Consider the following 26,201-nt stretch of genomic DNA (forward strand, 5'->3'; position numbering starts at 1 on the left):
GCACGGGATGGTCGGTCGAGCGCGCGCGGTCGTCGCTGCGGTGGCGGCGTTCGTGCTGCTGGTGGTGCTGTGGGAGCTGGCGAAGCTCCTGCTGCCCCGCGACGGTGTGCTGATCGGCGAGACCCGCATCCTGCCCCGCACCGACGACTCGGCCATGCCGCACGTCTGGACGGTGCTCGGTCGCCTCCTCGAGCCCGAGGTGGCGGGCGCGGCCGACGCGCGCACGGTGGGCGCCGCCGTCGCGGCGGGGGCCCTGTTCACCCTCGGCCTGTCCCTGGGTGGCCTGGCGCTGGGCGGGGTGCTCGGGATGCTGCTGGCGCTGGCGATGCAGCGGTTCGGCCTGCTGGAGCGGGCTGCCCTGCCGTACGTCGTGGCGTCCCAGACCGTGCCGCTGATCGCGATCGCCCCGCTCGTCGTCGGGTGGGGCGGCAAGATCGCGATCGCGGGCTGGACGTGGCAGCCGTGGGCGAGCGTCATGGTGATCGCGTCCTACCTCGCGTTCTTCCCGATCGCGGTCGGGATGCTGCGCGGGCTCAACTCGCCCGCGAAGGCCGACGTCGAGCTGTTCCACACCCTCGCCGCGGGGTGGTGGACCACGCTGGTGCGGCTGCGGCTGCCCGCCTCGGTCCCGTTCCTGCTCCCCGCGGTGCGGCTCGCGGCGGCCGCGTCCGTGGTCGGCGCGATCGTCGCGGAGATCTCCACCGGCACCCGCGGCGGGATCGGCCGCCTGATCATCGAGTACGCGCAGTCGGCCACCGGCGACCCGTCGCGCCTCTACACCGCGATCCTCGGCGCCGCCGCGCTCGGGCTCGTCGCGGCGGGCGCGGTCGGGCTGCTCGACGTCGGCCTGCGCCGCTACCGGGGGAGCATCCGTTGACCACGGCATCGAGTGCGGTGCAGCTCGCGGGGGTGCACAAGCGGTTCGGCGAGGTCCACGCCCTCGACGGCATCGACCTGGAGATCGCGGCCGGGGAGTTCGTGTCGCTGATCGGGCCGTCCGGCTGCGGGAAGTCGACCCTGCTGCGGGTGGTGGCCGACCTGGAACAGCCCACCTCGGGCACCGTCCAGGTGGGCGGGAAGACCCCGCACCAGGCGCGCCTGGACCAGGACTACGGCATCGCGTTCCAGCAGGCGGGCCTGTTGGAGTGGCGCAGCGTCGTCGAGAACGTCGAGCTGCCCCTGCACGTCCACGGCGTCGACAAGGCGACCCGCCGCGCCCGGGCCACCGAGCTGCTGGAGCTGGTCGGGCTCGCCGAGTTCGCCGGGTCGCGGCCGAGCGAGCTGTCCGGCGGCATGCAGCAGCGCGTGGCGATCGCCCGCGCGCTCGCCCCCAGCCCGCGCCTGCTGCTCATGGACGAGCCGTTCGGGGCGCTCGACGAGATGACGCGCGAGCGGATGCAGGCCGAGCTGCTGCGCATCGCGCGGGAGACCGAGGCCGCGGTCCTGTTCGTCACGCACTCGATCCCCGAGGCCGTGGTGCTCTCCGACCGCGTGGTGGTGATGTCCCCGCGGCCCGGCCGGATCACCGAGGTCGTCACGGGCGAGCGGCCCGGACCGGACCAGGACGTCGACGACGTCCGCGAGTCGGGCGCCTTCTTCGCCGCGATCACCGCGGTGCGCGAGGCGCTGCGCAAGGGGCACGGATGACCAGGGCGGTACCGGGCGCCGCGGGCGTCGACGCGGGCCCCCGCCGGGGCGCGCGCGGGTTCGCCGCGGTGTGGCCGCCGGTGGCGTTCGGGGTCGGCGCGCTGGTGCTGTGGGAGCTGCTGGTCCGCCTGCTGGGCGTGCCCGCGTTCCTGCTGCCCGCGCCGAGCGCCATCGCCGAGCAGGTCGTCGCCCAGTTCTCGGTGATGCTCTCCACGGCGTCGGTGACCGGCGGCAACGCCCTCGTCGGCCTCGTCGCCGGGTTCCTGCTCGGGGTGGTGCTCGCGCTGCTGGCCGCCCGGTCGCGGGTCTTCGGCGAGCTGGTCACGCCGGTCGTGCTGGCCGCGAGCGCCGTGCCGATCGTCGCGCTGTCCCCGGTGTTCACCACGATGTACGGCTCGGCCACCGAGACCCCCCGCCGGCTCGTGGTCACGGTGGTGGTCACGGTTCCGGTGTTCGTCGCGACCGCCCGCGGGCTGCGCCAGGTGCGCCCCGTGCACGACGAGCTCATGACCGCGCTCGCCGCCACCCCGTGGCAGCACGCGCGGTTCGTCCGGCTGCCGGGCGCCGTGCCGCACATCATGACCGGGCTGCGCCTCGCCGCGCCCGCGTCGGTGATCGCCTCGATCGTCGCCGAGTACTTCGGCGGCCTGCAGAACGGGCTGGGCAGCCGCATCACCGCGGCCGCCGCCAACACCGCCTACGCCCGCGCGTGGGCCTTCGTCGCCGCCTCGATCGCACTGGGGCTGCTGTTCCACCTCGCCGGGCTGCTCCTGGAGCGCCTGGTGACCCGCCGTCGCACCGCCTGAACCGGGAGGTCCCCATGCCGCGCACCGCCATCCGCCGCCTCGCACTGGCGGCAGCGCTCGCCGTGGCGGCCACCGCCTGCAGCGTGACCCCGGAGGGCGGCGGCAGCAGCCCTCCGCCCTCGGACGGGGGACCGCAACCGGTCCGGCTGCAGCTGCAGTGGGCCACGCAGGGCCAGTTCGCCGGGTACATCGCCGCCGTCGAGCAGGGCTTCTACGCCGAGCGCGGGCTCGACGTGCAGATCCTCGAGGGCGGGGTCGACATCGTGCCCCAGACCGTCCTCGCGCAGGGCCAGGCCGACTTCGCGATCGCGTGGGTGCCGAAGGCGCTCGCCTCGCGCGAGCAGGGCGCGGGGATCACCGACGTCGCCCAGATCTTCCAGCGGTCGGGCACCTACCAGGTGTCCTTCGCCGACCGGGGGATCCGCACGCCCGCCGACCTGCGGGGCAAGAAGGTCGGCAACTGGGGCTTCGGCAACGAGTTCGAGCTGTTCGCCGGGATGACCCAGGCCGGGATCACGCCGGCCACGGACGTCACGCTCGTGCAGCAGCAGTTCGACATGCAGGCGCTGCTGAACGGCGAGATCGACGCCGCGCAGGCCATGTCCTACAACGAGTACGCGCAGGTGCTGGAGGCGACCAACCCCGCCACCGGCCAGCTCTACCAGCCGAGCGACTTCTCGATCATCGACTGGAACGAGACCGGCACCGCGATGCTGCAGGACGCGATCTGGGCCGGCACCGAGCGCCTGCAGGACCCGGCGTACCAAGATATCACCACCCGGTTCATCGCGGGCTCGATCGAGGGGTGGGCCTACTGCCGCGACAACCCCGAGTCGTGCCGGGACATGGTCGTCGCCGCGGGCTCCACGCTCGGCGCGAGCCACCAGCTGTGGCAGGTCAACGAGGTGAACAAGCTGATCTGGCCGTCGCCGAACGGCGCGGGCGTGATCGACGAGGCGGCGTGGGCGCAGACCGTCCAGGTGGCGCGCACCGCGGTCAACGCCGACGGCGAGACCGTGCTCACCCGCGACCCCGACCCGGAGGCCTACACCAACGAGTACGTGCAGGCGGCCCTCGAGCAGCTCCGGGCGGAGGGCGTCGACGTGACCGGCGAGGGCTTCCAGCCGATCGAGGTCACGCTCAGCCCCGGCGGCGCCTGAGCCGCCGGGCCGCGGGCGCCAGCAGCTCGTACCGGACGCCGTCGTCGGGCGTGCCGTCGCCGACGACGCCGTCCTGGTGCGGCTCCCCGACCAGGGTGAAGCCGGCGCGTTCGGCGACGTGCCGGCTCGCCGCGTTGTCGCGGGAGGCGCCGATCTCCAGCCGGTGCCGGCCGAGCCCGCCGTCCGCGCGCGGCGTGAACGCGTGCGCGACGACGAGCTCGACGGCCTCGCCGACGACGCCGCGGCCGCGCGCGTCCGGGTGGGCCCAGTAGCCGACCTCGCCGCCGGTGGGGCTCATCGGGTCGTTCAGCCGGAAGACGGTGACGTTCGCGAGCAGCCGGTCGTCGCCCGCGTCGGCGACCGCCCAGGTGACCTTCTGGCCGAGCGACTCGGCGAGTCGGCAGCCCAGCACGAACTCCCGCGCGGCGTCGAGCGGGTACGGGTCGGGCAGCGTCGGAAGCCAGTGCCGGGTGCGCGGGTCGGTGCACGCCTCGACGATCCGCGGCAGGTCGGCCTCCGTGTGCGGCCGCAGCCGCACCCGCTCGCCGACCAGTTCGGGCACCGGCCACCACGTGGTGCGCGGGACCATCGGCTCGCCCGGGGTGAGCGAGGCGAACCAGCCGTCGACGAGCCCGTCGCCGCGCGGCACGGCGCGCCGCCGGGTGCCCTCGAAGGTGAACCCGCAGGCGTGCGCCACCCGCCACGACGCGAGGTTGCCCACCTCGGCCCACCAGTGCAGCACCGGCAGCCGGGCGTCGGCGAACGCCCACCCGGCCGCGAGCCGCAGCGCCCGCGACGCGAGCCCGCGCCCGCGCGCCTGCGGCACGAGCCCGTATCCGACGAACGGCGGCGTGCCGCGGTGGACGTCGACGGCGCCCGCGAACCGCCCGTCGGCCTCCACCACCCAGCGCGCCACCGTGCCGTCGCGCCACCCGGCCGGGACCGTCCGCTCGATCCACCGCCGCGCCTCGGCCGGGCCGTAGGGCCGGGGGACGCGGGTCCAGCGCGCGGTCTCCGGGTCGCGGGCGTAGGCCACCAGCCCCGCCACGTCGTCGGCGGTGTGGGCCCGCAGGGTCACCACGCCATCGGTCAGGGTCGGCGCGCGCACCCGTGCATGATTGCGCCAGGCGGCGGGCGCCACCAGCGGAAATCCGATCTCGGATGACCGCGGGGCCGGGTGGCGGCAGGATGAAGGTCATGACCGACCCGGGCCTCGCCGCGTACCTCGACCGGATCGGCGTCGTCGACGTCACCGGGCCCGACCTGCCGACGCTGCGGCGCATCGTCGCCGGCCACACCCGCTCCATCGCGTTCGAGAACCTGGACGCCTTCACCGGCCGCGAGGTCGCCCTCGACCCGGACGCGCTCGCCGCCAAGCTCGTGCACGGCCGCCGCGGCGGGTGGTGCTTCGAGCAGAACCTCCTGCTGCGCGGCGCGCTCGACGCGCTCGGCTACACCACCACCTGCCTGGCGGCGCGGGTGCTGTGGGGCGGTCCGGACGACGCGCCGCCGCGGCCGCGCAGCCACATGCTCATGCGCGTCGACCTGCCGGAGGGGCCGCACCTCGTCGACGTCGGCTTCGGCGGGCTCACGCTCACCGGGGTGCTCGCGCTCGAACCCGACGTCGTGCAGGACACCCCGCACGAGCCGTTCCGGCTGGTGCCCGCCGAGCGCTCCGGGTACCGGATGCAGGCGCTCGTGGGCGGCGAGTGGCGGAGCCTGTACTGGTTCGACCTCACCGAGCAGCTGCTCGCCGACTACGAGGTGTCGAACTGGTACCTGTGCCACCACCCCCGCTCGCACTTCCGCAGCGGGCTCACGATCGCCCGCCCCGAGCCGGACCGCCGCTACGCGCTGGGCGGGCCGACCCTCGCCGTGCACCACCTCGGCGGTCCGACCGAGCGGCACGCGCTGTCCTCGCCCGCGGAGATCCGGAAGGTCCTCGAGGACACGTTCCTGATCGACACGTCCGGCCTGCCCGATCTGGAGGCGGCGCTCGCGCGCCTGTTCGAGGACCGGTAGCCGGGCTCGCTACGGTGTGCCGGTGTCCGAGCCGGTGTCCGAGCGCGTCGTGGAGATCTACACCGACGGCGCGTGCAGCGGGAACCCCGGGCCCGGCGGCTGGGGGGCCGTGCTGCGCTACGGCGCGGTCGAGAAGGAGCTCCACGGCGGCGACCCGGGCCCGACGACCAACAACCGGATGGAGCTGATGGCCCCGATCCGGGCGCTGGAGTCGCTGACCCGGCCCGTGGCCGTCCGCATCTACACCGACAGCACCTATGTCCGCAACGGCATCCAGAGCTGGCTGCCGCGGTGGAAGGCCAACGGCTGGACGACCGCGGCGAAGACGCCGGTGAAGAACGCCGACCTGTGGCGCAGGCTCGACGCGGCGGCCGCGCGGCACCGGGTGGAGTGGCACTGGGTGAAGGGCCACGCGGGCCACCCGGAGAACGAGCGCGCCGACCGGCTCGCCGTGCGCGGGGTGGCAGAGGCGTCAGCGGCCGCGCAGGCGGGGGCGTAGCTCGGCGTCGGTCAGGCCGTCGAGACCGTCGCGGCGGATCCGCGCGGCGAGCGCCTCCGCGTACGCCTGCAGCCCGCTGATGTCCAGGCCCGCGGGCGCGGGGGCGGCCCAGCAGCCGATGCGGTGCGCGGCGCGTTCGAGCAGCGCCACCGCGCCGCGGGCGTTGCCGCGCTGCGCGTGCGTCAGCCCGACCGCGAGCTGGGCGAGCCCGCGCCAGAGCTCGCGCTCGGCGTCGGGCGCCGACTTCCACACGGCCTCCAGCACGTCGTGGGCGGGGAACGGCAGCCCGGCGTCGAGCAGGCGCTGCGCCTCGGTGACGCCCTCGTCCGGGGCGAGCACGAGGTCGTCGGGCACCCGTTCGACGCCGGTGGCGCCGCGGGGGAGGGGGCGCCCCAGCGCGTCGCGCGGGCGGGCGTTGCGGGGGCGTCCGGCCGGGTCACGGTCGCGCGCGGTCTTCACGACGACCACCGTGCCACGGCGCTCAAGCGTCGGGCGGCAGGAGCGCCTCGGCCAGCGCCCTCGCCCGCCGCGCAGGCCCTTGCGCGCCGAGGGCCTGCGCGGAGGCGTAGACGCCCTCCATGAGGATCGCGAGCTGGTCGGCGAGCGCCTCGCCGTCGGGCATGCCGGCAGTGAGCTCGCCGAGCCGGGCCCTGACCCAGGCCTTGTTGGCGGCGGCGTTGCGGTGGGCCGCGGCCTGCGGGTCGGGGAACTCGGTCAGCGCCATCTGGAACGGGCAGCCCCGGCAGCGGTCCGGCTGCGTCTGCTCGGCGAGCGCGTCGAACAGCGACAGGATCCGCTCGCGCGGGCTCCCGTGGGCGGTGGCCGCCTCGAACCACTCGCGGTACTCGCGGTCGGCCCGCTCGACGTACGCCGCCACCAGGTCGTCCTTCGACGGCCACAGCCGGTAGAGCGTGGTGGGGGCGACCCCGGCCTCGGCGGCGATCCGGTCGACGCCGACGGCGCGGATGCCCTGCCAGTAGAACAGCTCGTGCGCCACCCGCAGGACGTGCTCGCGCGTCTCCGCCGAGCTGCGGCGGGGCGTCGCGGACCGGGACACCGCCGCATCGTACCGAGTCAGGGATCGTTCCCTAGCGTTTCGCGCCAACCCCTTGCCCCCGCGATCGGCGCCGCCTACGTTCATGTTAGGGAACGATCCCTAACATTCTCCGGGGGTGCTCATGACCACCCGCAGCGCGCCGACGCTCGCGGTGCTGTTCACCGCCGCGTTCGTGATGGGCAGCGCCGAGCTGCTGGTCGTGGGGGTGATCGACCTCATCGCGGCCGACCTCGCGGTTCCGGTGAGCACCGCGGGCGCCGCCGTCACCGCGTACGCGCTCGGGATCGCCGTCGGCGGACCCGCCCTCACCGCCGCGACCATCCGGGCCGATCGACGCCTGCTGCTCGCGCTGGCGCTCGCCGGCTACGTCGTGGCCACCGTCGTGCCGCTCCTGCAGGCCGGCGCCGCGGTCTTCCTGGCGGCCCGGTTCGTCGCGGGCTCGCTGCACGGCCTGTTCATCGGCGTCGCGTTCGCGGTGGCGGGCGCCGTCGTCCCGCCGGGGCGCACGGGGCGGGCGATCGGGATCGTGCTCGCCGGGATCGCGGTCTCCACCGCGCTCGGCGTGCCGCTGGGCACGCTGGCCGGGCAGGCGTGGGGCTGGCGGGCCGGGTTCGTCGGGGTGGGTGCGCTGGGGCTCGCCGCGCTGCTCGCGCTGCTGCGGGTGGTGCCCGCCGTCCCGGCGAGCGGTGGCGGGCGCGCGGCGGTGCAGGCGCGGTACGCCTTCGCCCCCCGGGTGCTGGCCGTGCTGGCGACCGGCCTGCTGATCCTCGGCGGCCAGTACGCGGCGCTCACCTACATCAGCCCGTTCCTGCAGGAGCGCACCGGAGTGGGGGGCGCGGCGGTGAGCGGGTTCCTGCTCGCCTTCGGCGCGGCGACCGCGGTCGGCGTCCTCGGCGGCGGGTGGGCGGCCGACCGCGGCGCGACCAGGGCGCTCGTGCTCGGCACCGCCGCGCTGGTGGGCGCGCTCGGCCTGCTCCACCTGGTGGCGGCGCACCCGGTGCCGGTCGCGGCCGGGCTGGTCGTCTGGGGCGTCGTCGGGATGGGGCTCGTTCCCTCGCTGCAGTACCGCGTGCTCGAGCTCGCGGGGCCCGGCCGCGACCTCGCGGCCACGCTCCCCGCGTCCGCGCTCAACGCGGGCATCGCGCTCGGCGCCCTCGCGGGCGGCTGGGCGCTCGACACCCGGGGCGCGGGCGGCCCCCTGCTCACCGGCCTCCTGCTCACCGCGCTCGCGGTGCCCGCCGCGTGGGCGACCTCCGCGCTGCGTCCCCCCACCCGAGAAGGAGCCGCACCATGACCGACCTGACCGGACGCACCGCGCTCGTCACCGGCGCCTCCCGCGGCATCGGCCGCGCGATCGCCGAGCGGCTGGCCTCCGACGGCGCGCTCGTCGCCGTGCACTACGGCCGGAACGAGACGGCCGCCAAGGAGACCGTCGCCGCGATCCAGCGCGCAGGCGGCCAGGCGTTCGCGGTCCGCGCGGACCTGGCCGAGATCGCCGAGCTCGACGACCTGTTCGCCGCGCTGCGCGACGGCCTCGCCGGCCGCCCGCTCGACGTCCTGGTCAACAACGCCGCGGTGATCGATTACTCGGCGACGATCGAGGGCGCCACCCCGGAGGCGTTCGACCGGCTGTTCGCGGTGAACGTCCGCGCCCCGCTGTTCGTCACCCAGCGGGCGCTGCCGCTGATGCCTGACGGCGGCCGGATCGTGAACGTCTCCTCCGGCGTCACGTGGTTCGCCACCCCCGAGGTCGTCTACAGCATGAGCAAGGGCGCGCTGAACGTGCTCACCCGCTCGCTCGCCCACACCCACGGCGGTCGCGGGATCACCGTCAACACCGTCTCCCCGGGCATCACCGAGACCGACATGAACGCCTGGCTGACCGACGACCCGGAGGCGGCGCGCGGGGTCGCGCGGATCGTGGCGCTCGGCAGGCACGGCCAACCCGCCGACATCGCCGACGCGGTGGCGTTCTTCGCCTCCGACGACGGCCGGTGGGTGACCGGGCAGACCCTGGAGGTCAACGGCGGCCTGCTGCTCGGCCCGCCGTCCGCCGCCTAGCGTTCAGCGGGCGTCGGCGACCATCGCCACGCCGAGCCCGGGCAGCACCCCGGCCGAGGCACGGTCGAGCGCGCGCCGCACCCGCTCGCGCGACAGCAGCCGCCGCGCCCGGCCGGCGAGCGCGACGAGCGCGCCGAACCAGGCCGGCCCATCGCGACGTGCATCGCGACGAGCAGCGCGCCCCACCCGACGTGCCCGCCCGCCGGCAGGAACTGCGGCAGCAGGCTCATGGAGAGCACGCCGACCTCGGGGTTGAGCAGGTTGGTGACGAGGCCGGCGCGGAAACCCCGCGCTGCGCCCGCCACCGGCACCTCCACCTGCGGCCCGTGCACCTCGGGCGCGGTACCGCGCCGGCGCACCGACCGCCACAGGCCGGACGCGCCGAGCCGGATCAGGTACGCGGCGCCGAGCGGCTGCACCACCCGGAACGCCGTCTCCGACGCGGCGAGCAGCGCGGTGGTGGACACCGGCCGTTCCCATCACGCGGCCACCCGGAACCACCGCGAACTCCTCGCGCCGTGCTCACCGGCCCCGCAGCAGCTGCTCGAACGGGACCGGCTCCGCGAAGGGATCCGGGCCCTTCCCGGCGGGCCGGGCGGCGACGAGGTCGGCGAGCTCGCCCGCGGCCCGGGCGATCCGCCGGTCCAGCGCGGGCGCGCCGCCCGTCCCGCCGGCCCAGTCCTCGGGGGCGGCGAACACCGCCGTGGGCACGACCACCGCCCGCAGGTAGGCCATCAGCGGGCGCACCGCGTGCTCGAGGGCGAGCGAGTGCCGCGCGGTGCCGCCGGTGGCGGCGATCAGCGTCGGCTTCCCGTCGAGCGCGCCGTCGTCGAGGGCGTCGAACAGCAGCTTGAACAGGCCGTTGTAGGACGCCGAGAACGTCGGCGTCACGGCGATCAGCCCGTCGGCGCCCACCACCGCGTCGAACGCGGGGCGCAGGCCCGGCGCGACGACGCCGGCGAGCACGGCGTCCACCAGCTCGTGGGCGTGCTCGCGCACCTCCACGACCCCCACCGCGGCGGTCACGCCGCGCTCGGCGAGCGCCGAGGTGGTGGCGGCGGCGAGCCGGTCGGCGAGCAGCCGCGTGGACGACGGGACGCCGACCCCGGCGCTGACGACCGCGATCCTCCGGGTGGTCACGCCGACACCTCCTCCGCGGCGCGCGCCGCCTTCAGGGTCGCGTGCGTCGGCGCGTCCGGGACGTGCGCCGGGGTGCGTGCGGCGAACTCCTTGCGCAGCACCGGGACGACCTCCTCACCCAGCACGTCCAGCTGCTCGAGCACGGTCTTCAGCGGCAGGCCCGCGTGGTCGACGAGGAACAGCTGGCGCTGGTAGTGGCCCGCGTACTCGGCGAACGTCAGCGTCTTGTCGATGACCTGCTGCGGGCTGCCCACGGTGAGGGCGGTCAGCTCGGCGTAGTCCTCCAGCGACGGGCCGTGGCCGTAGACGGGGGCGTTGTCGAAGTAGGGCCGGAACTCGCGCACGGCGTCCTGGGAGTTCTTCCGCATGAACACCTGCCCGCCGAGCCCGACGATCGCCCGGTCGGCCGGCCCGTGACCGTAGTGCTCGTACCGGCGCCGGTACAGCTCCACCATCCGCCGGACGTGCCCGGCGTCCCAGAAGATGTTGTTGTGGAAGAAGCCGTCCCCGTAGTAGGCGGCCTGCTCGGCGATCTCCGGGCTGCGGATCGAGGCGTGCCAGACGAACGGCGGCACGCCGTCGAGCGGGCGCGGCGTGGCGGTGAAGCCCCGCAGCGGCGTGCGGAACCGGCCCTCCCAGTCGACGACGTCCTCGCGCCAGAGCCGCCGCAGCAGCGCGTAGTTCTCGACGGCGAGCGGGATGCCGTCGCGGATGTCCTTGCCGAACCACGGGTAGACCGGCCCGGTGTTGCCGCGGCCGAGCATCAGGTCGACGCGGCCGTCGGCCAGGTGCTGCAGCATCGCGTAGTCCTCGGCGATCTTCACCGGGTCGTTCGTGGTGATGAGCGTCGTGGCCGTCGACAGCAGCAGCCGCGTCGTGCGCGCCGCCACGTAGCCGAGCATCGTCGTGGGGGAGGAGGGCACGAACGGCGGGTTGTGGTGCTCGCCGGTCGCGAACACGTCCAGCCCCACCTCCTCCGTCTTCAGCGCGATGGCGACCATCGCCTTGATCCGCTCGGCCTCGGTGGGCGTGCGGCCGGTCGTCGGGTCGGGCGTGACGTCGCCGACGGAGAAGACGCCGAACTGCATCTCCATCTCGATCCCCTGTCCAGGTGGTTGCGTGTGCAATCATCCGGCCCGAACGCGCGGACCGCCGGGTTCATGCCCGGACCGTGCTCGGCGCCACACCCCGCTCCCGCTTGAACGCCGCGCTGAACGTGAACGCGTCGGAGTAGCCGACCCGACGGGCCACCGCGGCGACCGTGACCCGCGGGTCCGCGAGGTACTCGGCGGCGAGGGGGTGTGGGCGGGCTGATCACCGTCGGTGCGGCCGGGCATGATGCGCACCGATCGAGTGAGGGGAGCGCACGGATGACGGACGCACCGGCAGCGCTGTCGGAGCAGGACCTGGCGGCGGCACGCGCCGAGCTGGCGGAGGGCAGGCTCGTCCCGGTGTGGTTCACCGCGGCGGCCGTCGGCGTGCCCGTGGGCGGCTCGGCGAAGATCGTCTCGATCGGCGAGCCCGCCGAGGGCGACTTCATCGAGGTCCGCCCCACCGGCAGCAAGGACACCGTGTTCTGCTCGCCGAACGAGCTGACGACCACCCGCCCGCCACGTCGCAGGGCGCGCAAGGCCGCCGAGGCCGCACCGGCCCCGGCCGTGTCCCCGGCGCCCGCGCGCCGGAAGGCCGTCGCGGCCCCGAAGGCGGAGCCGGCGCGGGGCCAGGCCGCGTCGGCCGCGGTGGAACCGGAGAAGCCGGCCCGGCCGGAGAAGCCCGAGAAGACGGAGAAGGCCGGGAAGACGGAGAAGGTGGAGCAGGCCGAGAAGCCTGCGGAGAAGAAGCCGGCCCGCGCCCGGGCCGCCCGTCAGGCGGCCGAGGTCACCGTCACGCTCACCAGCACCGCCGACGGCGAGTGGACCGTGGAGGTCACGAGCGGCCGCAAGCGCACCGTGCGCCCCACCCCGGTCCAGCCGGCCGACGTGGCCAAGGCCGCGCGCTCGCTCCCCGCCGCCGTCGCCGAGGCGATCGACGCCTCCCTCGAGGCGGCGCGGCAGCGCCAGCTCGAGCGGGTGGAGCGGCTGCGCGCCGAGCTCGACGCCGCCCAGCGGGCGCTGCAGGAGCTGTCCGGCTGAGCGGCGCCTGCGGCGTCAGGAGCGCGGCTGGGCGGGCTTGCGCAGCGCCCCCGCGTGGTCGCGGCCCTTGCGGGCGAGCTTGGCCGCGGTGCGCAGCGTGCGCTTCGGCAGCTCCAGCACGTCCACCACGGCCCGGTAGCGCCAGCCCGGCACCGAGAGCGTGCGGCCCTTCGCGAGGTCGGCGAGGCACTGGTCCACCACGGCCTCGGGGTCGAGGCCGTCGCGCGACGCGTCCGGGGGAGCGGGGTACATCGCGTTCTTCAGCTGCCCGGCCACGAGCGCGATCATGCGGACGCCGGTGCCCTCCAGCGACGCGCCCACCGTGTCGGTGAACGACAGCACCCACGCCTTGGTCGCCGCGTACGCGTCGCCCTTGCCGGCGAGGTACCCGGCGAAGCTCGCCACGTTGATCACCGCGCCCCGGTGGCGCCGCTTCATCCCGGGCAGCACGGCCCTGGTGAGGCGCATCAGGGCGGTGATGTTCACGTCGATCTCGGCCTGCAGCTTGTCGACGTCGGCCTCGGAGAACTCGGTCTCGTCGCTCACGCCCGCGTTGTTGACGAGCATGTCGACCGGCCGGTCGTCGTCCTCGAGCCGGGCCTGCACCGCCGCCAGCCCGCGCTCGTCGGTCAGGTCCGCCGCCAGCACCTCGACCGACCGCCCCGCGCCGCGGAGGAACGACGCCACCCGCTCCAGGCCGGTCTGGTCGCGGTCCACCAGCACGAGGTCGTACCCGTCGCGGGCGAGCCGGGTGGCGAACGTGGAGCCGAGGCCGCGGCTGGCACCGGTCACGAGGGCAGTAGGCATGCCCGGGAGATTAGTGACGCCCCGGCAGGGCCCGACCGAGCCCCCGCAGCTGGAGGACCCCCACGTGCGTGGCGAGCACGAGCTGCACCGCGGCGTAGCCGAGCGCCACCGGGAGCAGCGCCACCGCCGTGCCGCCCGCCGTGCCGCCCGCCGTGCCGACCGCCGTGCCGACCACCGTGTCGCCGGCGGGTACGAGCGCGACCGCCGCCAGCACCAGCACGGTGCCGGTCAGGTGCAGCCGCGCGAACGCCACGCCGCGCCCCGTGGCGGTCCGCACCGCGAGCTCGTGCACCACGATCAGCCGGAAGGCCTGCCCGAGCAGCAGCACGCGCAGCACGTCGGCCGCCGCCGCGTACTGCGGGCCGAAGATCGACAGCCCCGGCCCGGCGAGCAGCGCGCCCACCCCGAGCAACGGCAGGAAGACCACCAGGAGCCTGCGGCGGGAGGCGCAGACGAGCTCGGCCGCGCGCTCCGGCTCCCGGGCGCAGGCGGCCGACAGCGAGTGCGTGAAGTAGGTGGCCGCGGTCTCGACCACGACCGTGGCCTGCCACGCGATGAAGAACGCCGCCCCCGCCTCCGGCCCGAACCGCAGGATCACGACCAGCGGTACCTGGTTGAGCAGCAGCGTGTAGCCCATCTGCGCCACGGCCGTCGGCCCGAGGAACCCGACGACCTCCGACGGGCACGGCATGGTTCCCCCGCACGCGCCCCGGGCGAACCGGCGCACGGCCACCGCGAGCACGAGGGAGCCCGCGGCGATCCACACGACGATCGGCCCGACCCACGACAGGACCACGCCCTGCGCGCCGAGCGTCGTGCCGAGCACGACCAGCAGCGTGATCCGCACGGCTGCGAACAGGCCGTTGCGCCACACGCACCACCACGGCTTGCCGATCGCCACGAGCACGTAGTCGTGGATGACGAACGCACCCCACCCGGCGGCCGCGAGCACGAAGAGGCACGTGCCGAGGACGTGCGACCCGTCGGCGCCCGCGGCGGTGCGCGCGAGCTCGGGCACGGCCAGCACGTAGCCCAGGCCGACGAGCCCGGACAGCGGCATGATCGAAAGCAGGCTCCGCCACACCAGGGGCGGGGCGTAGCGGCCCGCGGTGGGCAGCCAGCGCATCAGTCCGAGGCCCAGGTTCAGCTGGGTCATCCCCGCGATCAGGATGAACGCGGACACGACCGCGGCCGCGAGCCCCACCTCGGCCTGCGGGAGGAGGCGGGCGGCCAGCAGCCAGCTCACGAGCCCCGCCAGCGCGCCGAGCGCGGAGCTGATCGACATCGCGGCGCCCCCGCCCGCGCCGGCGCCCGGCCTGCGGCCACCCGCCGCCCGGCCGAGCGCGATCGGCTGCGTCGGCGCGTCGGCGATCACGAACCCGCCGGGCCCGAGGACGGGGAGGGGAGTGGTGATCGGCTCGGCCGGGTGGGCGATCCGCGGCGCCCTGGCCGGGCCGCGGTGCGGCCACGCGGTCCGGTGCGCGCGCGCCGCGATCGGCGTCGTCCGGTCCGGGTCGGCCACCCTCAGCTGTCGTTCGCGCCCGGTCACGTCGCCGCTTCCGTGCGTGACGAAACGTTCCTCACCTCCAGGGTCCGCAACGGGAGTTGCGTCACCCTAATGGCTGGGAGCCCGATGTCGTCAGGTCACCCTAAAGGGGCGAATGTGCGATTGGTCACTCCTGTGAGTGGCTCTCAGGATCTCCGGCCGACCACCGCGTCGAGCGCCGCGACGGCCTCCCGCCGCGCGACGGAGATCGTGTCGGGGCGCGGGAAGCGGTGGGCGATGCCGAGCCGGTCGAGCGAGCCGCTGCAGAGCGCGAGGATGTCGGCGGACCTGTTGCTGAAGAACCAGCGCGGGTACTCGTAGCGCCGCTCGACCCCGGCCACCGTGCGGCGCGTCCAGTTGGTCATCCGGCACCCGTCGGAGTGGAACAGGCCGCGCAGGAACTCCGCCGTGTGTCGGCCCACGACCTCCTCCTGCCACGGCTCGAGCACGATCGCGCGGGTGTGCTTCATGCCGGGGCCGTGCTGGGGGAAGAGGCAGGGCCAGTGCTTCCAGCGGGCGGTCACGTAGGTGCACCCCTGCCGGTGCAGGCGGCTGATCGTGTTGTTCGGCCGGAGCGCGCGAACCGCTCCCGCGCATTCCGCCATGATCAATGGGTAGGAATCGGCGCAGGCGATTCGCAATGACCACACGTTGCCGCGGCCGCGGCTGAGCGTGCCGTCGCCGAGGTACTGGCCCAGCAGGTAGGCGTAGGCGGCTTGCGGCTCGGGTGGCCCGGGTACCGAGGCGCACCGGGGACAGCCGGACGTGCGCGCGCCTCGCGTGCCGTCGCGCCAGCTGCGCAACGCCGCCCTGCTGACCCCTGTTGCCCTGCTCACGGCCGAGATGCTTCGGCCCGAGCGGAGCGCCGCCAACGCGGCCCGGCGCACCTCGGCGTCGTACACGACGCGCAGTGTCGCGCCCGACACCGACGGTTTCGGTTCGGTGCCCCCGGTGGGATTCGAACCCACACTGAACGCTGTTTGAGAGCGCAACCTCTGCCAATTGGGTTACGGGGGCAGTCGCACGAACTCTATCGCGGGGACACCTCCGGCGGGTCGGCGGCCCGTGAGGATCAGCGGGATCACAGTTACGCGGCACGACCGGCCGGTATTCTGAATCCTTCCGGTACACCCTCCGGCGAAGGAGAACAGCCCTGTGAGCCAGCAGGTAACCGAGCAGAAGGCGGCGGACGAGGCCGGACCGGCCACCGGTCTGCGCGTGCTCGTGGTGGAGGACGAGGCCCTGATCCGGCTGGACCTCACCGAGATGCTGACCGAGGAAGGCTACGTCATCGCGGGTGAGGCCGGCGACGGTGAGCAGGCCGTCGAGCTCGCGCGCGAGCTGAAGCCGGACCTCGTGATCATGGACGTCAAGATGCCCAAGATGGACGGCATCGAGGCGGCGGGCATGATCGTCGAGGAGCGCATCGCCCCGGTGGTCATGCTCACCGCGTTCAGCCAGCGCGACCTCATCGAGCAGGCCCGCGACGCGGGGGCGATGGCCTACCTGGTCAAGCCGTTCGCCCGGCACGAGCTGGTGCCCGCCATCGAGCTGGCGGTGTCGCGGTTCGCCGAGAAGCGCGCGCTCGAGGACGAGGTGGCCACGCTCAACGACCGGCTCGAGACCCGCAAGCTCGTCGACCGGGCCAAGGGCCTGCTGATGACGAAGCAGAACATGACCGAGCCCGAGGCCTTCCGGTGGATCCAGCGCACGGCGATGGACCGCAGGACCACCATGAAGTCGATCGCCGAGGCGATCGTGGAGCAGCTGGCCTCGCCGAAGTCCTGACCCCGCGCGGGGTGTGCCCGCGGCGCCCTGCCCCGCACGGGGCGCCGAGCGGGGCCACCTGCCGCTCCCGGTGCCGGAGGAGCGCGGTGCGCGGCGGCGCCCCGCCCCCGTGGCGGCCGGGCCGGGCGCCGCGTCAGACGCGCGGTTCCGTGTCGCGGTGCAGACAGGTCAGCTTGGCCGTGCAGGTCCGCCGCCCCGCCTCGTCGACGATCACGATCTCGGTGGTGGACGTGCTGCGGCCCACGTGCAGCGGCCGCGCCACCCCGGTGACCACGCCCTCCGTCGCCGAGCGGTGGTGGGTGCAGGAGAGCTCGAGCCCCACCGGGAACCGCTCGGGGAGGGCGTGCAGGGCCGACAGCGTCGACCCGAGGGTCTCGGCGAGCACCGCGTTGGCGCCCCCGTGCAGCAGCCCGTAAGGCTGCCGGTTGCCGGTGACGGGCAGGGTGCCGACGACCTCGTCGAGCGACAGCTTCACGATCTCGATCCCCATCCGCTCGGGCAGCTGTTCCGGGTGGGTGACGGCGGGCAGGTCGGCGGGGTCGATGGGCACGCCCGGCACTGTAGACGGCGGTGCGGCGGCAGCGGCGCGGCGCGTCCCACCCCGTCCGACGGCGAACAGATCACGGCGCGCGCACGATTCGGTGGCGCCCCGCCGACCCGGCGGTGGCGGCGGGCTATCGTTGCGCGACTTCGCCACCGGGCGAAACAGGAGGTCGCGTGCGCAAACGGCTGGTGGCCGTGTTCGTTCTGGTCCTCGCCGCCATGGCGGCCGTCACCGGCTTCGCGTCCGCCCAGGACGGGGAAGCGATCGGCGGCACGCTGCGCGGTCCCGACCGCGAACCGGTGCCGGGTGTGACGATCACCGTCCGACAGGGCGGCCAGGACATCGGTTCGGCCGTCACGGCCGACGACGGGACGTGGCAGGTGCCGGTCCCCGGGCCGGGCGCCTACGACGTCGTCCTCGACGCGGGCACGCTGCCCGAGGGGGTGGTGCTGCGCGAGGCGGGCGCGGAGACGCTGTCCGAGGTCACGGTCCGCCCCGGCCAGCGGCGAACCGTGCTGTTCCCCCTGGTCGCACCGGGGGAGGCCGGGGCGCCGGGGGAGGGCCCCGCGCCGCCGCCGCCGTCCAGCGGGCCGGGGATGCTCTCCGTCGTCGCGCAGCTCACGGTCGTCGGGATCAAGTTCGGCGCGATCATCGCGATCACCGCGATCGGGCTGTCGTTGATCTTCGGTACGACCGGGCTGATCAACTTCGCGCACGGCGACCTGGTGACGATCGGCGCGGTCGCCGCGTTCGCCTTCAACGCCGGTGTGATCGGGCCGGGCATCGGGTTGATCCCGGCGGCGGTCCTCGCGATCGTGGTCGGGGCGCTGATCGGCGCCGCCCTGGAGCTGGGGCTGTGGCGGCCGTTGCGCGGCCGCGGCACCGGGCGCATCAACCTGTTCATCATCTCGATCGGGCTGTCGCTGGTGCTGCGGCACGTCGTGCTGGTGCTGTTCGACTCGCGACCCCAGCCGTACCCGGGCTACACGATCCAGGAGGCGCTGGTCCTCGGCCCGGTCTCGATCACCCCGCGGGACCTGTTGATCACCGTCCTCGCGCTGCTCGTGCTGGTCGGGGTCGGGCTGATGCTGGTGGGCACGAGGATCGGCAAGGCCATGCGGGCGGTGGCCGACGACCGCGAGCTCGCCGAGGCGTCCGGTGTGGACGTCGCCCGGATCACGATGTACGTCTGGATCCTCGGGGGAGCGCTCGCGGCGCTCGGCGGCGTGCTGTACGGGCTGTCGGAGATCGTGTCGTGGGACATGGGGTTCCGCTTGCTGTTGCTGATGTTCGCCGCGGTGATCCTCGGCGGCTTGGGCAGTGCGTTCGGCGCGATGGTCGGCGGGCTGATCGTCGGCCTGGTCGCCCAGGTCTCCACCGCGTGGTTCCCCGTCGAGCTGCAGAACGCCTGGGCGCTGCTGATCCTGATCCTCGTCCTGCTGGTGCGGCCGCAGGGCGTCTTCGGCCGGGCGCAGCGGATCGGATAGGGGGCCACCGGTGGAACTGCTCGTCATCCTCGCCGATGCGCTGCGGGGCGCGTTCGGGCCGGTGGCCGCGATCTACGCGCTCGCCGCGATCGGCCTCAACCTGCACTTCGGCTACACCGGGCTGCTCAACTTCGGGCACGTGGGCTTCCTGCTCGTCGGCGCGTACGGCGTGGCGATCACCGTCTCGGTGTTCGGCGGGCCGCTGTGGCTCGGCGTGCTCGTCGGGCTGGCGGCGTCGGTCCTGCTGGCGCTGCTGCTGGGCATCCCGACGCTGCGCCTGCGCGCGGACTACCTCGCGATCGCCACGATCGCCGCGGGCGAGGTGCTGCGGATCGTGTTCAACGCCGGGTTCGCCGCGCCGCTGACCGGCGGGGTGTACGGCCTGCAGCGGTTCGCGAACGCCTTCTACGCCGCCAACCCCATCCCGACCGGGAGCTACGGGTTCGGGCCGCTCGCGTTCACCCAGCGCGACCTGTGGGTGATGCTCGTCGGCTGGGGCGGGGCCGCGCTCGTGACGCTCGGGGTGTTCCTGCTGGTGCGCAGCCCGTGGGGGCGCGTGCTGCTGGCGGTGCGCGAGGACGAGGACGCCGCCAGGAGCCTCGGCAAGAACGTCTACGGCTACAAGATGCAGTCGCTGGTGCTCGGCGGCGTGATCGGTGCGCTCGCGGGCATGCTGCTGGCGATCGACGCCCAGGCGGTGGCCCCGAACACGTTCAACCCGGAGCTCACCTTCAACATGTACGCCCTGTTGATCCTGGGCGGCGCCGGCACCGTGCTCGGTCCGGTGCTCGGCTCGGTGATCTTCTGGTTCCTGCTGACGTTCGCCGACAGCGGGCTGCGGCGGCTCGTCGAGGGCGGCTACCTGCCCGACTTCGTCTCGCCCGCCGACGTCGGCGCGCTGCGGTTCGCGTTGGTCGGCGTGCTGCTGATGCTGCTGCTCGTGTACCGGCCGCAGGGCGTGCTCGGGGACGCCGAGCTGATGCGGCTCGAAGCGGGCGGCGGCGTGCCGACGCGGCGCAGGCGCCGTGCCCGGGTGAAGGAGGAGGTGGCGGGATGACGGCGAGCGCGTTGGCGGGCGTCGCCCCGGAGCCGGGGGTCGCGAAGCCGGACCCGCTGCTGGTCGTGGACGGGGTCCGCCGCGACTTCGGCGGCATGCGCGCGGTCGACGTCGAGCACCTCGAGGTGCAGCGCGGCGTGGTGACCGGGCTCATCGGCCCCAACGGCGCCGGCAAGACGACGCTGTTCAACCTGCTCTGCGGCTTCGACCGCCCGACCGCGGGGCGGTGGACCTTCGACGGCCAGGACGTGACGGGGCTGCCCGCCCACCGGCTGGCCCACCGCGGCATGGTCCGCACGTTCCAGCTCACCCGCGTGCTGGCCCGCCTCACCGTCATGGAGAACATGAAGCTCGCCGCCACCGGCCAGCGGGGGGAGCGGCTGCTGCCCGCGCTGCTGCGGCCGCTGTGGGCCGCGCAGGAGGCGGAGATCGAGAAGCGCGCCGACGAGCTCCTCACCCGGTTCCGGCTCGACAACCGGCGCGACGAGTACGCGGGTTACCTGTCCGGCGGGCAGCGCAAGCTGCTGGAGATGGCGCGGGCGCTGATGGTCGACCCCGCGCTGGTGCTGCTGGACGAGCCGATGGCGGGGGTGAACCCGGCGCTGCGCCAGGACCTCCTCGGGCACATCGACGGTCTGCGCAGCACGGGCCGCACCGTGCTGTTCGTCGAGCACGACATGGACGTCGTGATGGAGATCAGCGACTGGGTCGTGTGCATGGCCCAGGGGCGGATCATCGCCGAGGGTCGGCCGGCCGACATCGTCGGCAACCCCGACGTCATCGACGCCTACCTCGGCTCCACCCACGACGAGCCGGAGTTCCGGGAGGAAGCATGAGCGCGTCCGCCGACCAGGAGCCGCTGGTCGTCGCCGACACCGTGGTGGCGGGCTACCTGCCGGAGGTCAACATCCTCAACGGCTGCAGCCTGCACCTGTACCCGGGCGAGATCGTCGGCATCATCGGGCCGAACGGCGCCGGGAAGTCCACGCTGCTCAAGGCCGTGTTCGGGCTGATCCCGGTGCGCTCGGGCAGCATCCGGCTGCGGGGGACCGAGATCAGCGGGCTGCGCCCGCACGAGCTGGTGGCCCTCGGCGTCGGCTACGTGCCGCAGACCCGCAACGTGTTCCCCACCCTCACCGTGGAGGAGAACCTCCAGATGGGGATCTACCAGCGGCCGAAGCGCTTCGCGGCCCGCCTGCGCGCGATCACCGAGCTGTTCCCCCTGCTCGGCGAGCGGCGCAAGCAGCAGGCTGGATCGCTCTCGGGTGGGGAGCGCCAGGTGGTCGCGGTGGGGCGGGCGCTGATGATGGAGCCCGAGGTGCTCCTGCTCGACGAACCCTCGGCCGGGCTGTCCCCGATGGCGCAGGACGACGCCTTCGCGCGCATCCGCGCGATCAACGAGGCGGGCGTTTCGGTGATCATGGTCGAGCAGAACGCGCGGCGCTGCCTCGAGCTCGCGCACCGGGGGTACGTCCTCGACCAGGGCCGCAACGCCCACACGGGCCCGGGCCGCGAGCTGCTCCACGACGAGCGGGTGGTGGAGTCCTACCTCGGCACGCTGGCGAAGGTGCGCTGAGCGGGGCGCGGCGGGGCCGCGCGGGCCACGAACGCGGGAGGGGCCGGGTGCGGATCGCACCCGGCCCCTCTCACGTCGGTCGCTGCGCGCGGTTCAGTTGACCGGCTCCGACGCGACGATGTCCAGCGTGGTGAGCGTGCCCGACTCGTCGTAGCCGTAGACCTCGATCGAGGCGCTGCCCGGCTCACCGGCCGGGACGAAGTCGAGCGGACCGCTCGCACCCTGGTAGTCGATGTCCTGGCCGGAGTCGAGCAGCTGCTTGCACTCGGCGAACGACGAGCACTGGGTGCCGTCCCGGGTGACGTTCACGACCTCGGCGGCGATCGCCGGCCCCGCGTCGCTGCCCGCCGCCTCGGCGGCCAGCGCGACGATGTTCACGCAGTCGAACACCTGCGGCGCGTACTGGGTCTCGACGAGGTCGGGGGCGAAGGCGCGCAGCCCCTCGATGAACTGGGCGTTCTCCTCCGATGCCGGGGCGGTGCCCTTCATCCCCGCCAGCGCAGCGGGGTTGTTCGGGGAGACCAGCGAGGGCAGCTCCTCGCTGCGGATGCCGTCCGACCCGTACAGGCCGATCGCGTTCGGGCCGAGCCCGGCCTCGAGCAGGCCCTGGATGATCTGCGCCCCCTCCTCGAAGGAGATGACGACGACGGCGTCGGGGTTGGAGCCCTGGATCTGCTGCACGAGGGCGTCGAAGTTCTGCGCGTTCGGGTCGTAGGCCTCGTTCAGCGCGACCGTGGCGCCGGCCTCCTGCAGGGCGTTCGCCGTGGCCTCGGCCAGGCCGGCCCCGTAGTCGTCGGCCCGCGCGACGATGGCCACGTTGCTGTGGCCGTCGGCGACGATCGTCTCGGCCAGCACCGGGCCCTGCAGGGCGTCGCTGGGCGCGGTGCGGAAGTAGAAGCCGCCGTCCTCGTAGTCGGTGAAGGTGGGCGCGGTGTTCGACCCCGAGCACTGGACGACCTGGGAGCCGGTGACGCGGTCGATGATGTCCAGGGAGCGGCCGGAGGCGGCGGCGCCGATCAGGGCGTCGACCCCGGCGGCCAGCACCCGGTCCGCGGACTGCTGCGCGACCGCGGCCTGGTCGGACTCGTCGCCCGCGGCCGGCTCGGGGATCGGCTGGCCGAGCACGCCGCCTGCCGCGTTGATCTCGGAGATGGCGTAGCGCGCGGCCTCGATCTGGGGTGGGCCCAGGAAGGCCAGCTGCCCGGTCTGCGGCAGCACGTAGCCGATCTGGAGCGTGCCGTCACCGCCCGACGCGGCGGTGGGCTCGGCCCCGTCCGACGGGGGCTGCTCCTCGCCGCCCCCACCGCCGCAGCCGGCGAGGAGGAGGGCGGCGGCCGAGAAGGCGACGGCCGTTCGCCTGCGGATGCTCGTCATTCGACGCGGACCTCCGGTTCCGTGCATGCTGAGACAGGGCAGCGTAGTGCGGAGTCAGGGCGCCGGACGCCATCTGCAGCCCATTCGTGATGTTGCCGAACGGGTGGTCGTCGGCGCGGGGCGGCCGGCGGCTAGGGCTTGTGGCAGACGAAGATCGCCGTGCCCGGGAACAAGCGGCCCCGCAGCGGGGACCACTGGCCCCACACGGTCTCCCGGCCCTCGGGCCACTCCGGCTCGACCAGGTCGTCGAGCACCAGCCCGGCGGCGACGATGTCGCGCACCCGGTCGCCCAGCGTGCGGTGGTGCTCGACGTAGGTGGCGCGGCCCTCGGCGTCGACCTCGACGTAGGGGGTGCGGTCGAAGTACGACTGCTGCACGGTGAGGCCGTCCGGGCCCGGGTCGTCGGAGAACACCCAGCGCATCGGGTGGTTGACCGCGAACACCCAGCGCCCGCCCGGCCGCAGCACCCGGCAGACCTCGCGCATCACGCGCTCGGGCTCGGCCACGAACGGCACGGCCCCGAACGCCGAGCAGGCGACGTCGAAGGACGCGTCGGTGAACGGCAGGCGCTCGGCGCCCGCCTGCACGAGCGGGACCCGCAGGCCGGTGGCGGCGCCCAGCGCCGCGGCGTGGCGCAGCATCCCGCGGGACAGGTCGAGCGCCACCGGGTGGGCGCCCTGCGCCGCGAGCCACCGCGCGCACGGCGCCGAGCCGCAGCCGACCTCGAGCACCCGCCGCCCGGCGACGTCGCCGAGCAGCCGCGCGTCGGCCTCGCGCAGGCCCTCGGGGCACCAGACGAAGTCGGCGTCCCCGATGTCGCGGCCGTGTTCTGCCAGGTAGTCGTCGGCATCGGCGTCCCACCACAGCCGGCTGGCGCGCTCGGACTCCGCGCTCCCGACGCGTCGGCGGGCCACTCCGACCGTGCCCAGGACCTCTTCAGCGCTCACCGCGGGAATCATCCGGGAAGGTTCACGGTTCAACAGGGGGTACCCTGCATTGCCCTGCTGATCGGGCGGCGCGTAGCATCCTACTCGCGGTGTGGTCAACGTCGCGGGTAGATCGCGCGCTTCGGCTCGACCACGCATCGCGACGCAATCCACGATCCACAAGTAAGGGTGACAGCGCCACGCCACGAGACGAACGCCACCAAGAACGCACCACCAGTCCATCCACCACCGGAGCACCTCACTACATGTCCATCGACACCACCGCCGCCCCGACCACGCCGCAGGTCGCCGTCAACGACATCGGGTCGGAGGAGGACTTCCTCGCCGCCATCGACCAGACGATCAAGTACTTCAACGATGGCGACATCGTCGAGGGCACCATCGTGAAGGTCGACCGGGACGAGGTCCTGCTCGACATCGGCTACAAGACCGAGGGCGTCATCCCCTCGCGGGAGCTCTCGATCAAGCACGACGTCGACCCCGCCGAGGTGGTGTCGGTCGGTGAGCGCGTCGAGGCCCTCGTCCTCCAGAAGGAGGACAAGGAAGGTCGGCTGATCCTCTCGAAGAAGCGCGCCCAGTACGAGCGCGCCTGGGGCACCATCGAGGCCCTCAAGGAGGCCGACGAGCCGGTCGAGGGCACCGTGATCGAGGTCGTCAAGGGCGGCCTGATCCTGGACATCGGCCTGCGCGGCTTCCTGCCCGCCTCCCTGGTCGAGATGCGCCGGGTCCGCGACCTGCAGCCGTACGTCGGCCGCAAGCTCGAGGCCAAGATCATCGAGCTGGACAAGAACCGCAACAACGTGGTCCTGTCGCGGCGCGCCTGGCTGGAGCAGACCCAGTCCGAGGTCCGCAGCGAGTTCCTCAACCAGCTCAAGCCCGGCCAGGTCCGCAAGGGCGTGGTCTCCTCGGTGGTCAACTTCGGTGCGTTCGTCGACCTCGGCGGCGTGGACGGCCTCGTCCACGTGTCCGAGCTGTCCTGGAAGCACATCGACCACCCGAGCGAGGTCGTCGAGGTCGGCCAGGAGGTCACCGTCGAGGTCCTCTCGGTGGAGATGGACCGCGAGCGCGTCTCGCTGTCGCTCAAGGCCACCCAGGAGGACCCGTGGCGGGCCTACGCCCGCACCCACGCGATCGGGCAGATCGTGCCGGGCAAGGTCACCAAGCTCGTCCCGTTCGGCGCGTTCGTCCGCGTCGAGGAGGGCATCGAGGGCCTGATGCACATCTCGGAGCTGGCCGAGCGCCACGTCGAGATCCCGGAGCAGGTCGTCCAGGTCGGCGACGACTGCATGGTCAAGGTCATCGACATCGACCTCGACCGGCGCCGGATCTCGCTGTCGCTCAAGCAGGCCAACGAGGGCATGACGCCCGACACCGAGTTCGACCCCACCCGCTACGGCATGGCGGCGGAGTACGACGAGCAGGGGAACTACATCTACCCCGAGGGCTTCGACGTCGAGACCGGCGAGTGGAAGGAGGGCTACGAGGCCCAGCGCGAGGCGTGGGAGCGGGCCTACGCCGAGGCGCACGCTCGCTACGAGCAGCACATGGCGCAGATCCGCAAGATGGCGGAGCTGGAGGCCTCGGCGGCCGCCGACAGCGGCGCCGCCAACTACTCCTCGCAGGGCGGGGGCGCCCCGGCCGAGTCCGGCGGGTCGCTCGCCAGCGACGAGCAGCTGGCCGCGCTGCGGGAGAAGCTCTCCGGCGGCGCCTGACAACAGGACCCCGCGCGGCGGCCCCGGTGACCACTGGTCACCGGGGCCGTCCCGTGTCCGGGCCGACCATGTCACGGTTCGGTGAGCAGGAGGGCGCGTCGGGTGATTACCGGCGAGATCCGAACTAACGTGGAATGCATGCGGGGGACGGGAGGAGGGCGGACCGCGCGGGCGCTGCTGCTCGCCGCCGCGCTCGCGATGACCGCCGGAGCGTGCGGCACCTCGTACGAGGCCGAGCCCACCGCCCTCCCGACCTTCCCCCCGGCGGCGTCGTCCGCGGAGGCCACCGCGGCGGTCGACGACGGCCGGGTGATCCCGGCCGACTGCGGCCGCATCCTGCCCACCGGTGACCTCGAGGCCGTGATGGGGCTTCCGCTCGGCTCGGTGGCCGTGCGCACCACGATCGGCGTCCCCCAGCCCAAGGTCGGCCGCACCGAGCGGGTCTCGTGCCGCTACACGCGCTCCGGCGACCGCGGCGGCAGGCCGCTGCTGGACATCAACGCCACGGCGTACCGCGACGCCGCGGCGGCTTCCGCCCAGTGGGAGGTCAACGTGCGGGCGGAGTCGGGGGAACGGCGGGACATGCCGCTCGGCAGCGCACCCGGCGTGTTCTTCGACAAGCCCAACCAGGGCGTGCTGATGGTCGCCCACTCCACGAGCAACCTCACGCTCGTGCTGCCGGACCAGCCGCTGCCCGGCGACAAGAGCCGCGCCGACGCGCTGGTGGACCTCGCGCTGCGGGTGCTGCCGCACGTCTCGGTGGATCCCACGCAGAAGCGCACGCCGCCGCCCGCCCAGGACCGGCCGGTGTCGAAGGCGGGCGCCACCGGCTGATCGGC

General features: G+C 74.1%; 28 protein-coding genes, 1 tRNA gene and 1 pseudogene. 16 read left to right on the forward strand and 14 right to left on the reverse strand.

Annotated features, from left to right (window positions below):
* Positions 1-7 precede the first annotated feature (7 nt).
* Genes VKZ81_RS05840 through VKZ81_RS05855 form a run of 4 tightly spaced genes read left to right on the forward strand, consistent with a single transcriptional unit; the run spans position 8 to position 3,613 of the window.
* Positions 8-877: an ABC transporter permease gene (locus tag VKZ81_RS05840; RefSeq protein WP_324240382.1), complete on the forward strand. Its 870-nt coding sequence runs from the start codon at positions 8-10 to the stop codon at positions 875-877.
* Positions 874-1,647, forward strand: coding sequence for an ABC transporter ATP-binding protein (locus VKZ81_RS05845; protein ID WP_324240383.1), 774 nt, complete (start codon positions 874-876; stop codon positions 1,645-1,647). Before VKZ81_RS05840 ends, VKZ81_RS05845 begins: the two co-directional genes overlap by 4 nt.
* Positions 1,644-2,453 (forward strand): ABC transporter permease, encoded by an 810-nt coding sequence (locus tag VKZ81_RS05850; protein ID WP_324240384.1) that lies wholly within the window; start codon positions 1,644-1,646, stop codon positions 2,451-2,453. The genes VKZ81_RS05845 and VKZ81_RS05850 overlap by 4 nt, the downstream gene beginning before the upstream one ends.
* A 14-nt stretch (positions 2,454-2,467) precedes the next feature.
* The gene (locus VKZ81_RS05855; protein ID WP_324240385.1) at positions 2,468-3,613 is read left to right on the forward strand and encodes an ABC transporter substrate-binding protein; all 1,146 of its coding nucleotides are present in this window, start codon (positions 2,468-2,470) and stop codon (positions 3,611-3,613) included.
* Here VKZ81_RS05855 and VKZ81_RS05860 read toward each other — a convergent pair.
* Positions 3,594-4,721: a GNAT family N-acetyltransferase gene (locus VKZ81_RS05860; RefSeq protein WP_324240386.1), complete on the reverse strand. Its 1,128-nt coding sequence runs from the start codon at positions 4,719-4,721 to the stop codon at positions 3,594-3,596. The genes VKZ81_RS05855 and VKZ81_RS05860 overlap by 20 nt on opposite strands.
* 89 nt (positions 4,722-4,810) lie before the next feature.
* Between VKZ81_RS05860 and VKZ81_RS05865 the strand changes: the two genes are divergently transcribed.
* Both VKZ81_RS05865 and rnhA read left to right on the forward strand, forming a co-directional pair.
* Positions 4,811-5,635, forward strand: a complete 825-nt coding sequence (locus VKZ81_RS05865; RefSeq protein WP_324240387.1) for an arylamine N-acetyltransferase family protein — start codon at positions 4,811-4,813, stop codon at positions 5,633-5,635.
* 22 nt (positions 5,636-5,657) lie between these two features.
* A complete protein-coding gene (rnhA, locus tag VKZ81_RS05870; protein ID WP_324240388.1) occupies positions 5,658-6,134 on the forward strand; it encodes a ribonuclease HI in 477 nt (158 codons plus the stop codon).
* Here the strand turns inward: rnhA and VKZ81_RS05875 are convergent.
* Together VKZ81_RS05875 and VKZ81_RS05880 are read right to left on the reverse strand one after the other, a co-directional pair.
* Positions 6,108-6,593 carry a DUF309 domain-containing protein gene (locus VKZ81_RS05875; protein ID WP_324240389.1) on the reverse strand — a complete coding sequence of 162 codons (486 nt, stop codon included), beginning with the start codon at positions 6,591-6,593 and terminating at the stop codon, positions 6,108-6,110. The two genes, rnhA and VKZ81_RS05875, sit on opposite strands and share 27 nt — an antisense overlap.
* A 22-nt stretch (positions 6,594-6,615) precedes the next feature.
* Positions 6,616-7,191, reverse strand: coding sequence for a TetR/AcrR family transcriptional regulator (locus tag VKZ81_RS05880; protein ID WP_324240390.1), 576 nt, complete (start codon positions 7,189-7,191; stop codon positions 6,616-6,618).
* Positions 7,192-7,312: 121 nt separating this feature from the next.
* On the opposite strand from VKZ81_RS05880, the gene VKZ81_RS05885 reads away from it, so the two are divergent.
* A complete protein-coding gene (locus VKZ81_RS05885; protein WP_324240391.1) occupies positions 7,313-8,485 on the forward strand; it encodes an MFS transporter in 1,173 nt (390 codons plus the stop codon).
* A complete protein-coding gene (locus VKZ81_RS05890) occupies positions 8,482-9,252 on the forward strand; it encodes an SDR family NAD(P)-dependent oxidoreductase (protein WP_324240392.1) in 771 nt (256 codons plus the stop codon). Before VKZ81_RS05885 ends, VKZ81_RS05890 begins: the two co-directional genes overlap by 4 nt.
* Here the strand turns inward: VKZ81_RS05890 and VKZ81_RS05895 are convergent.
* The 4 genes and pseudogenes from VKZ81_RS05895 to VKZ81_RS05910 all read right to left on the reverse strand — a co-directional run.
* Positions 9,249-9,719: a LysE family translocator gene (locus tag VKZ81_RS05895; RefSeq protein ID WP_324240393.1), complete on the reverse strand. Its 471-nt coding sequence runs from the start codon at positions 9,717-9,719 to the stop codon at positions 9,249-9,251. The genes VKZ81_RS05890 and VKZ81_RS05895 overlap by 4 nt on opposite strands.
* A gap of 55 nt (positions 9,720-9,774) precedes the next feature.
* Positions 9,775-10,392, reverse strand: coding sequence for an FMN reductase (locus VKZ81_RS05900; RefSeq protein ID WP_324240394.1), 618 nt, complete (start codon positions 10,390-10,392; stop codon positions 9,775-9,777).
* Positions 10,389-11,480, reverse strand: coding sequence for an LLM class flavin-dependent oxidoreductase (locus VKZ81_RS05905; protein WP_324240430.1), 1,092 nt, complete (start codon positions 11,478-11,480; stop codon positions 10,389-10,391). The genes VKZ81_RS05900 and VKZ81_RS05905 overlap by 4 nt, the downstream gene beginning before the upstream one ends.
* 70 nt (positions 11,481-11,550) lie before the next feature.
* A pseudogene (locus tag VKZ81_RS05910) lies at positions 11,551-11,688 on the reverse strand (helix-turn-helix domain-containing protein); the annotation flags it as partial.
* 74 nt (positions 11,689-11,762) lie between these two features.
* On the opposite strand from VKZ81_RS05910, the gene VKZ81_RS05915 reads away from it, so the two are divergent.
* Positions 11,763-12,524: a DUF6319 family protein gene (locus VKZ81_RS05915; protein ID WP_324240395.1), complete on the forward strand. Its 762-nt coding sequence runs from the start codon at positions 11,763-11,765 to the stop codon at positions 12,522-12,524.
* A gap of 15 nt (positions 12,525-12,539) precedes the next feature.
* Here VKZ81_RS05915 and VKZ81_RS05920 read toward each other — a convergent pair whose 3' ends face one another.
* From VKZ81_RS05920 to VKZ81_RS05935, 4 genes are all read right to left on the reverse strand, one after another.
* Positions 12,540-13,331 (reverse strand): SDR family NAD(P)-dependent oxidoreductase, encoded by a 792-nt coding sequence (locus tag VKZ81_RS05920; RefSeq protein ID WP_324240396.1) that lies wholly within the window; start codon positions 13,329-13,331, stop codon positions 12,540-12,542.
* Between the two features lie 10 nt (positions 13,332-13,341).
* A complete protein-coding gene (locus VKZ81_RS05925) occupies positions 13,342-14,853 on the reverse strand; it encodes a lipopolysaccharide biosynthesis protein (protein ID WP_324240397.1) in 1,512 nt (503 codons plus the stop codon).
* Positions 14,854-15,023: 170 nt separating this feature from the next.
* Positions 15,024-15,713, reverse strand: coding sequence for a hypothetical protein (locus tag VKZ81_RS05930; protein WP_324240398.1), 690 nt, complete (start codon positions 15,711-15,713; stop codon positions 15,024-15,026).
* A 107-nt stretch (positions 15,714-15,820) separates the two neighbouring features.
* A tRNA-Leu gene (locus VKZ81_RS05935) sits at positions 15,821-15,894 on the reverse strand.
* A 138-nt stretch (positions 15,895-16,032) separates the two neighbouring features.
* Here VKZ81_RS05935 and VKZ81_RS05940 point away from each other — a divergent pair.
* Positions 16,033-16,665, forward strand: a complete 633-nt coding sequence (locus VKZ81_RS05940; RefSeq protein ID WP_324240399.1) for an ANTAR domain-containing response regulator — start codon at positions 16,033-16,035, stop codon at positions 16,663-16,665.
* A 133-nt stretch (positions 16,666-16,798) separates the two neighbouring features.
* On the opposite strand, the gene VKZ81_RS05945 is transcribed toward VKZ81_RS05940, so the two are convergent.
* Complete coding sequence (locus VKZ81_RS05945; protein ID WP_324240400.1) at positions 16,799-17,215, reverse strand: hotdog fold thioesterase; 417 nt, start codon at positions 17,213-17,215, stop codon at positions 16,799-16,801.
* 167 nt (positions 17,216-17,382) lie between these two features.
* Here VKZ81_RS05945 and VKZ81_RS05950 point away from each other — a divergent pair, with 167 nt between their 5' ends.
* From VKZ81_RS05950 to VKZ81_RS05965, 4 genes are read left to right on the forward strand one after another with little or no spacing between them, the layout of a single operon-like run.
* Entirely contained in the window at positions 17,383-18,696 is a 1,314-nt protein-coding gene (locus tag VKZ81_RS05950; protein ID WP_324240401.1) for a branched-chain amino acid ABC transporter permease, read from the forward strand.
* 10 nt (positions 18,697-18,706) lie between these two features.
* Entirely contained in the window at positions 18,707-19,753 is a 1,047-nt protein-coding gene (locus tag VKZ81_RS05955; protein ID WP_324240402.1) for a branched-chain amino acid ABC transporter permease, read from the forward strand.
* Entirely contained in the window at positions 19,750-20,589 is an 840-nt protein-coding gene (locus tag VKZ81_RS05960) for an ABC transporter ATP-binding protein (RefSeq protein ID WP_324240403.1), read from the forward strand. The genes VKZ81_RS05955 and VKZ81_RS05960 overlap by 4 nt, the downstream gene beginning before the upstream one ends.
* Positions 20,586-21,329 carry an ABC transporter ATP-binding protein gene (locus VKZ81_RS05965; protein ID WP_324240404.1) on the forward strand — a complete coding sequence of 248 codons (744 nt, stop codon included), beginning with the start codon at positions 20,586-20,588 and terminating at the stop codon, positions 21,327-21,329. The genes VKZ81_RS05960 and VKZ81_RS05965 overlap by 4 nt, the downstream gene beginning before the upstream one ends.
* A 93-nt stretch (positions 21,330-21,422) precedes the next feature.
* Here VKZ81_RS05965 and VKZ81_RS05970 read toward each other — a convergent pair whose 3' ends face one another.
* Both VKZ81_RS05970 and VKZ81_RS05975 read right to left on the reverse strand, forming a co-directional pair.
* Positions 21,423-22,703 (reverse strand): ABC transporter substrate-binding protein, encoded by a 1,281-nt coding sequence (locus VKZ81_RS05970; RefSeq protein ID WP_324240405.1) that lies wholly within the window; start codon positions 22,701-22,703, stop codon positions 21,423-21,425.
* Positions 22,704-22,834: 131 nt separating this feature from the next.
* Entirely contained in the window at positions 22,835-23,662 is an 828-nt protein-coding gene (locus VKZ81_RS05975; RefSeq protein ID WP_414709331.1) for a class I SAM-dependent methyltransferase, read from the reverse strand.
* Positions 23,663-23,895: 233 nt separating this feature from the next.
* On the opposite strand from VKZ81_RS05975, the gene rpsA reads away from it, so the two are divergent.
* Both rpsA and VKZ81_RS05985 read left to right on the forward strand, forming a co-directional pair.
* Positions 23,896-25,362: a 30S ribosomal protein S1 gene (gene rpsA / locus VKZ81_RS05980; protein WP_324240407.1), complete on the forward strand. Its 1,467-nt coding sequence runs from the start codon at positions 23,896-23,898 to the stop codon at positions 25,360-25,362.
* 138 nt (positions 25,363-25,500) lie between these two features.
* Positions 25,501-26,196 carry a hypothetical protein gene (locus VKZ81_RS05985; RefSeq protein WP_324240408.1) on the forward strand — a complete coding sequence of 232 codons (696 nt, stop codon included), beginning with the start codon at positions 25,501-25,503 and terminating at the stop codon, positions 26,194-26,196.
* Positions 26,197-26,201: the final 5 nt, after the last annotated feature.

It is taken from the genome of Pseudonocardia sp. (assembly GCF_035305885.1).
Classification (GTDB): Bacteria; Actinomycetota; Actinomycetes; order Mycobacteriales; family Pseudonocardiaceae; genus Pseudonocardia.

Bases quoted from the DNA above. Each gene is read 5' to 3' on its own strand.
- VKZ81_RS05840 (WP_324240382.1), top strand. From the start codon at position 8: ATGGTCGGTCGAGCGCGCGCGGTCGTCGCTGCGGTGGCGGCGTTCGTG.
- VKZ81_RS05850 (WP_324240384.1), top strand. From the start codon at position 1,644: ATGACCAGGGCGGTACCGGGCGCCGCGGGCGTCGACGCGGGCCCCCGC.
- VKZ81_RS05855 (WP_324240385.1), top strand. From the start codon at position 2,468: ATGCCGCGCACCGCCATCCGCCGCCTCGCACTGGCGGCAGCGCTCGCC.
- VKZ81_RS05865 (WP_324240387.1), top strand. From the start codon at position 4,811: ATGACCGACCCGGGCCTCGCCGCGTACCTCGACCGGATCGGCGTCGTC.
- VKZ81_RS05885 (WP_324240391.1), top strand. From the start codon at position 7,313: ATGACCACCCGCAGCGCGCCGACGCTCGCGGTGCTGTTCACCGCCGCG.
- VKZ81_RS05890 (WP_324240392.1), top strand. From the start codon at position 8,482: ATGACCGACCTGACCGGACGCACCGCGCTCGTCACCGGCGCCTCCCGC.
- VKZ81_RS05905 (WP_324240430.1), bottom strand. From the start codon at position 11,480: ATGCAGTTCGGCGTCTTCTCCGTCGGCGACGTCACGCCCGACCCGACG.
- VKZ81_RS05915 (WP_324240395.1), top strand. From the start codon at position 11,763: ATGACGGACGCACCGGCAGCGCTGTCGGAGCAGGACCTGGCGGCGGCA.
- VKZ81_RS05920 (WP_324240396.1), bottom strand. From the start codon at position 13,331: ATGCCTACTGCCCTCGTGACCGGTGCCAGCCGCGGCCTCGGCTCCACG.
- VKZ81_RS05960 (WP_324240403.1), top strand. From the start codon at position 19,750: ATGACGGCGAGCGCGTTGGCGGGCGTCGCCCCGGAGCCGGGGGTCGCG.
- VKZ81_RS05965 (WP_324240404.1), top strand. From the start codon at position 20,586: ATGAGCGCGTCCGCCGACCAGGAGCCGCTGGTCGTCGCCGACACCGTG.
- VKZ81_RS05970 (WP_324240405.1), bottom strand. From the start codon at position 22,703: ATGACGAGCATCCGCAGGCGAACGGCCGTCGCCTTCTCGGCCGCCGCC.
- VKZ81_RS05975 (WP_414709331.1), bottom strand. From the start codon at position 23,662: ATGATTCCCGCGGTGAGCGCTGAAGAGGTCCTGGGCACGGTCGGAGTG.
- rpsA (WP_324240407.1), top strand. From the start codon at position 23,896: ATGTCCATCGACACCACCGCCGCCCCGACCACGCCGCAGGTCGCCGTC.
- VKZ81_RS05985 (WP_324240408.1), top strand. From the start codon at position 25,501: ATGCGGGGGACGGGAGGAGGGCGGACCGCGCGGGCGCTGCTGCTCGCC.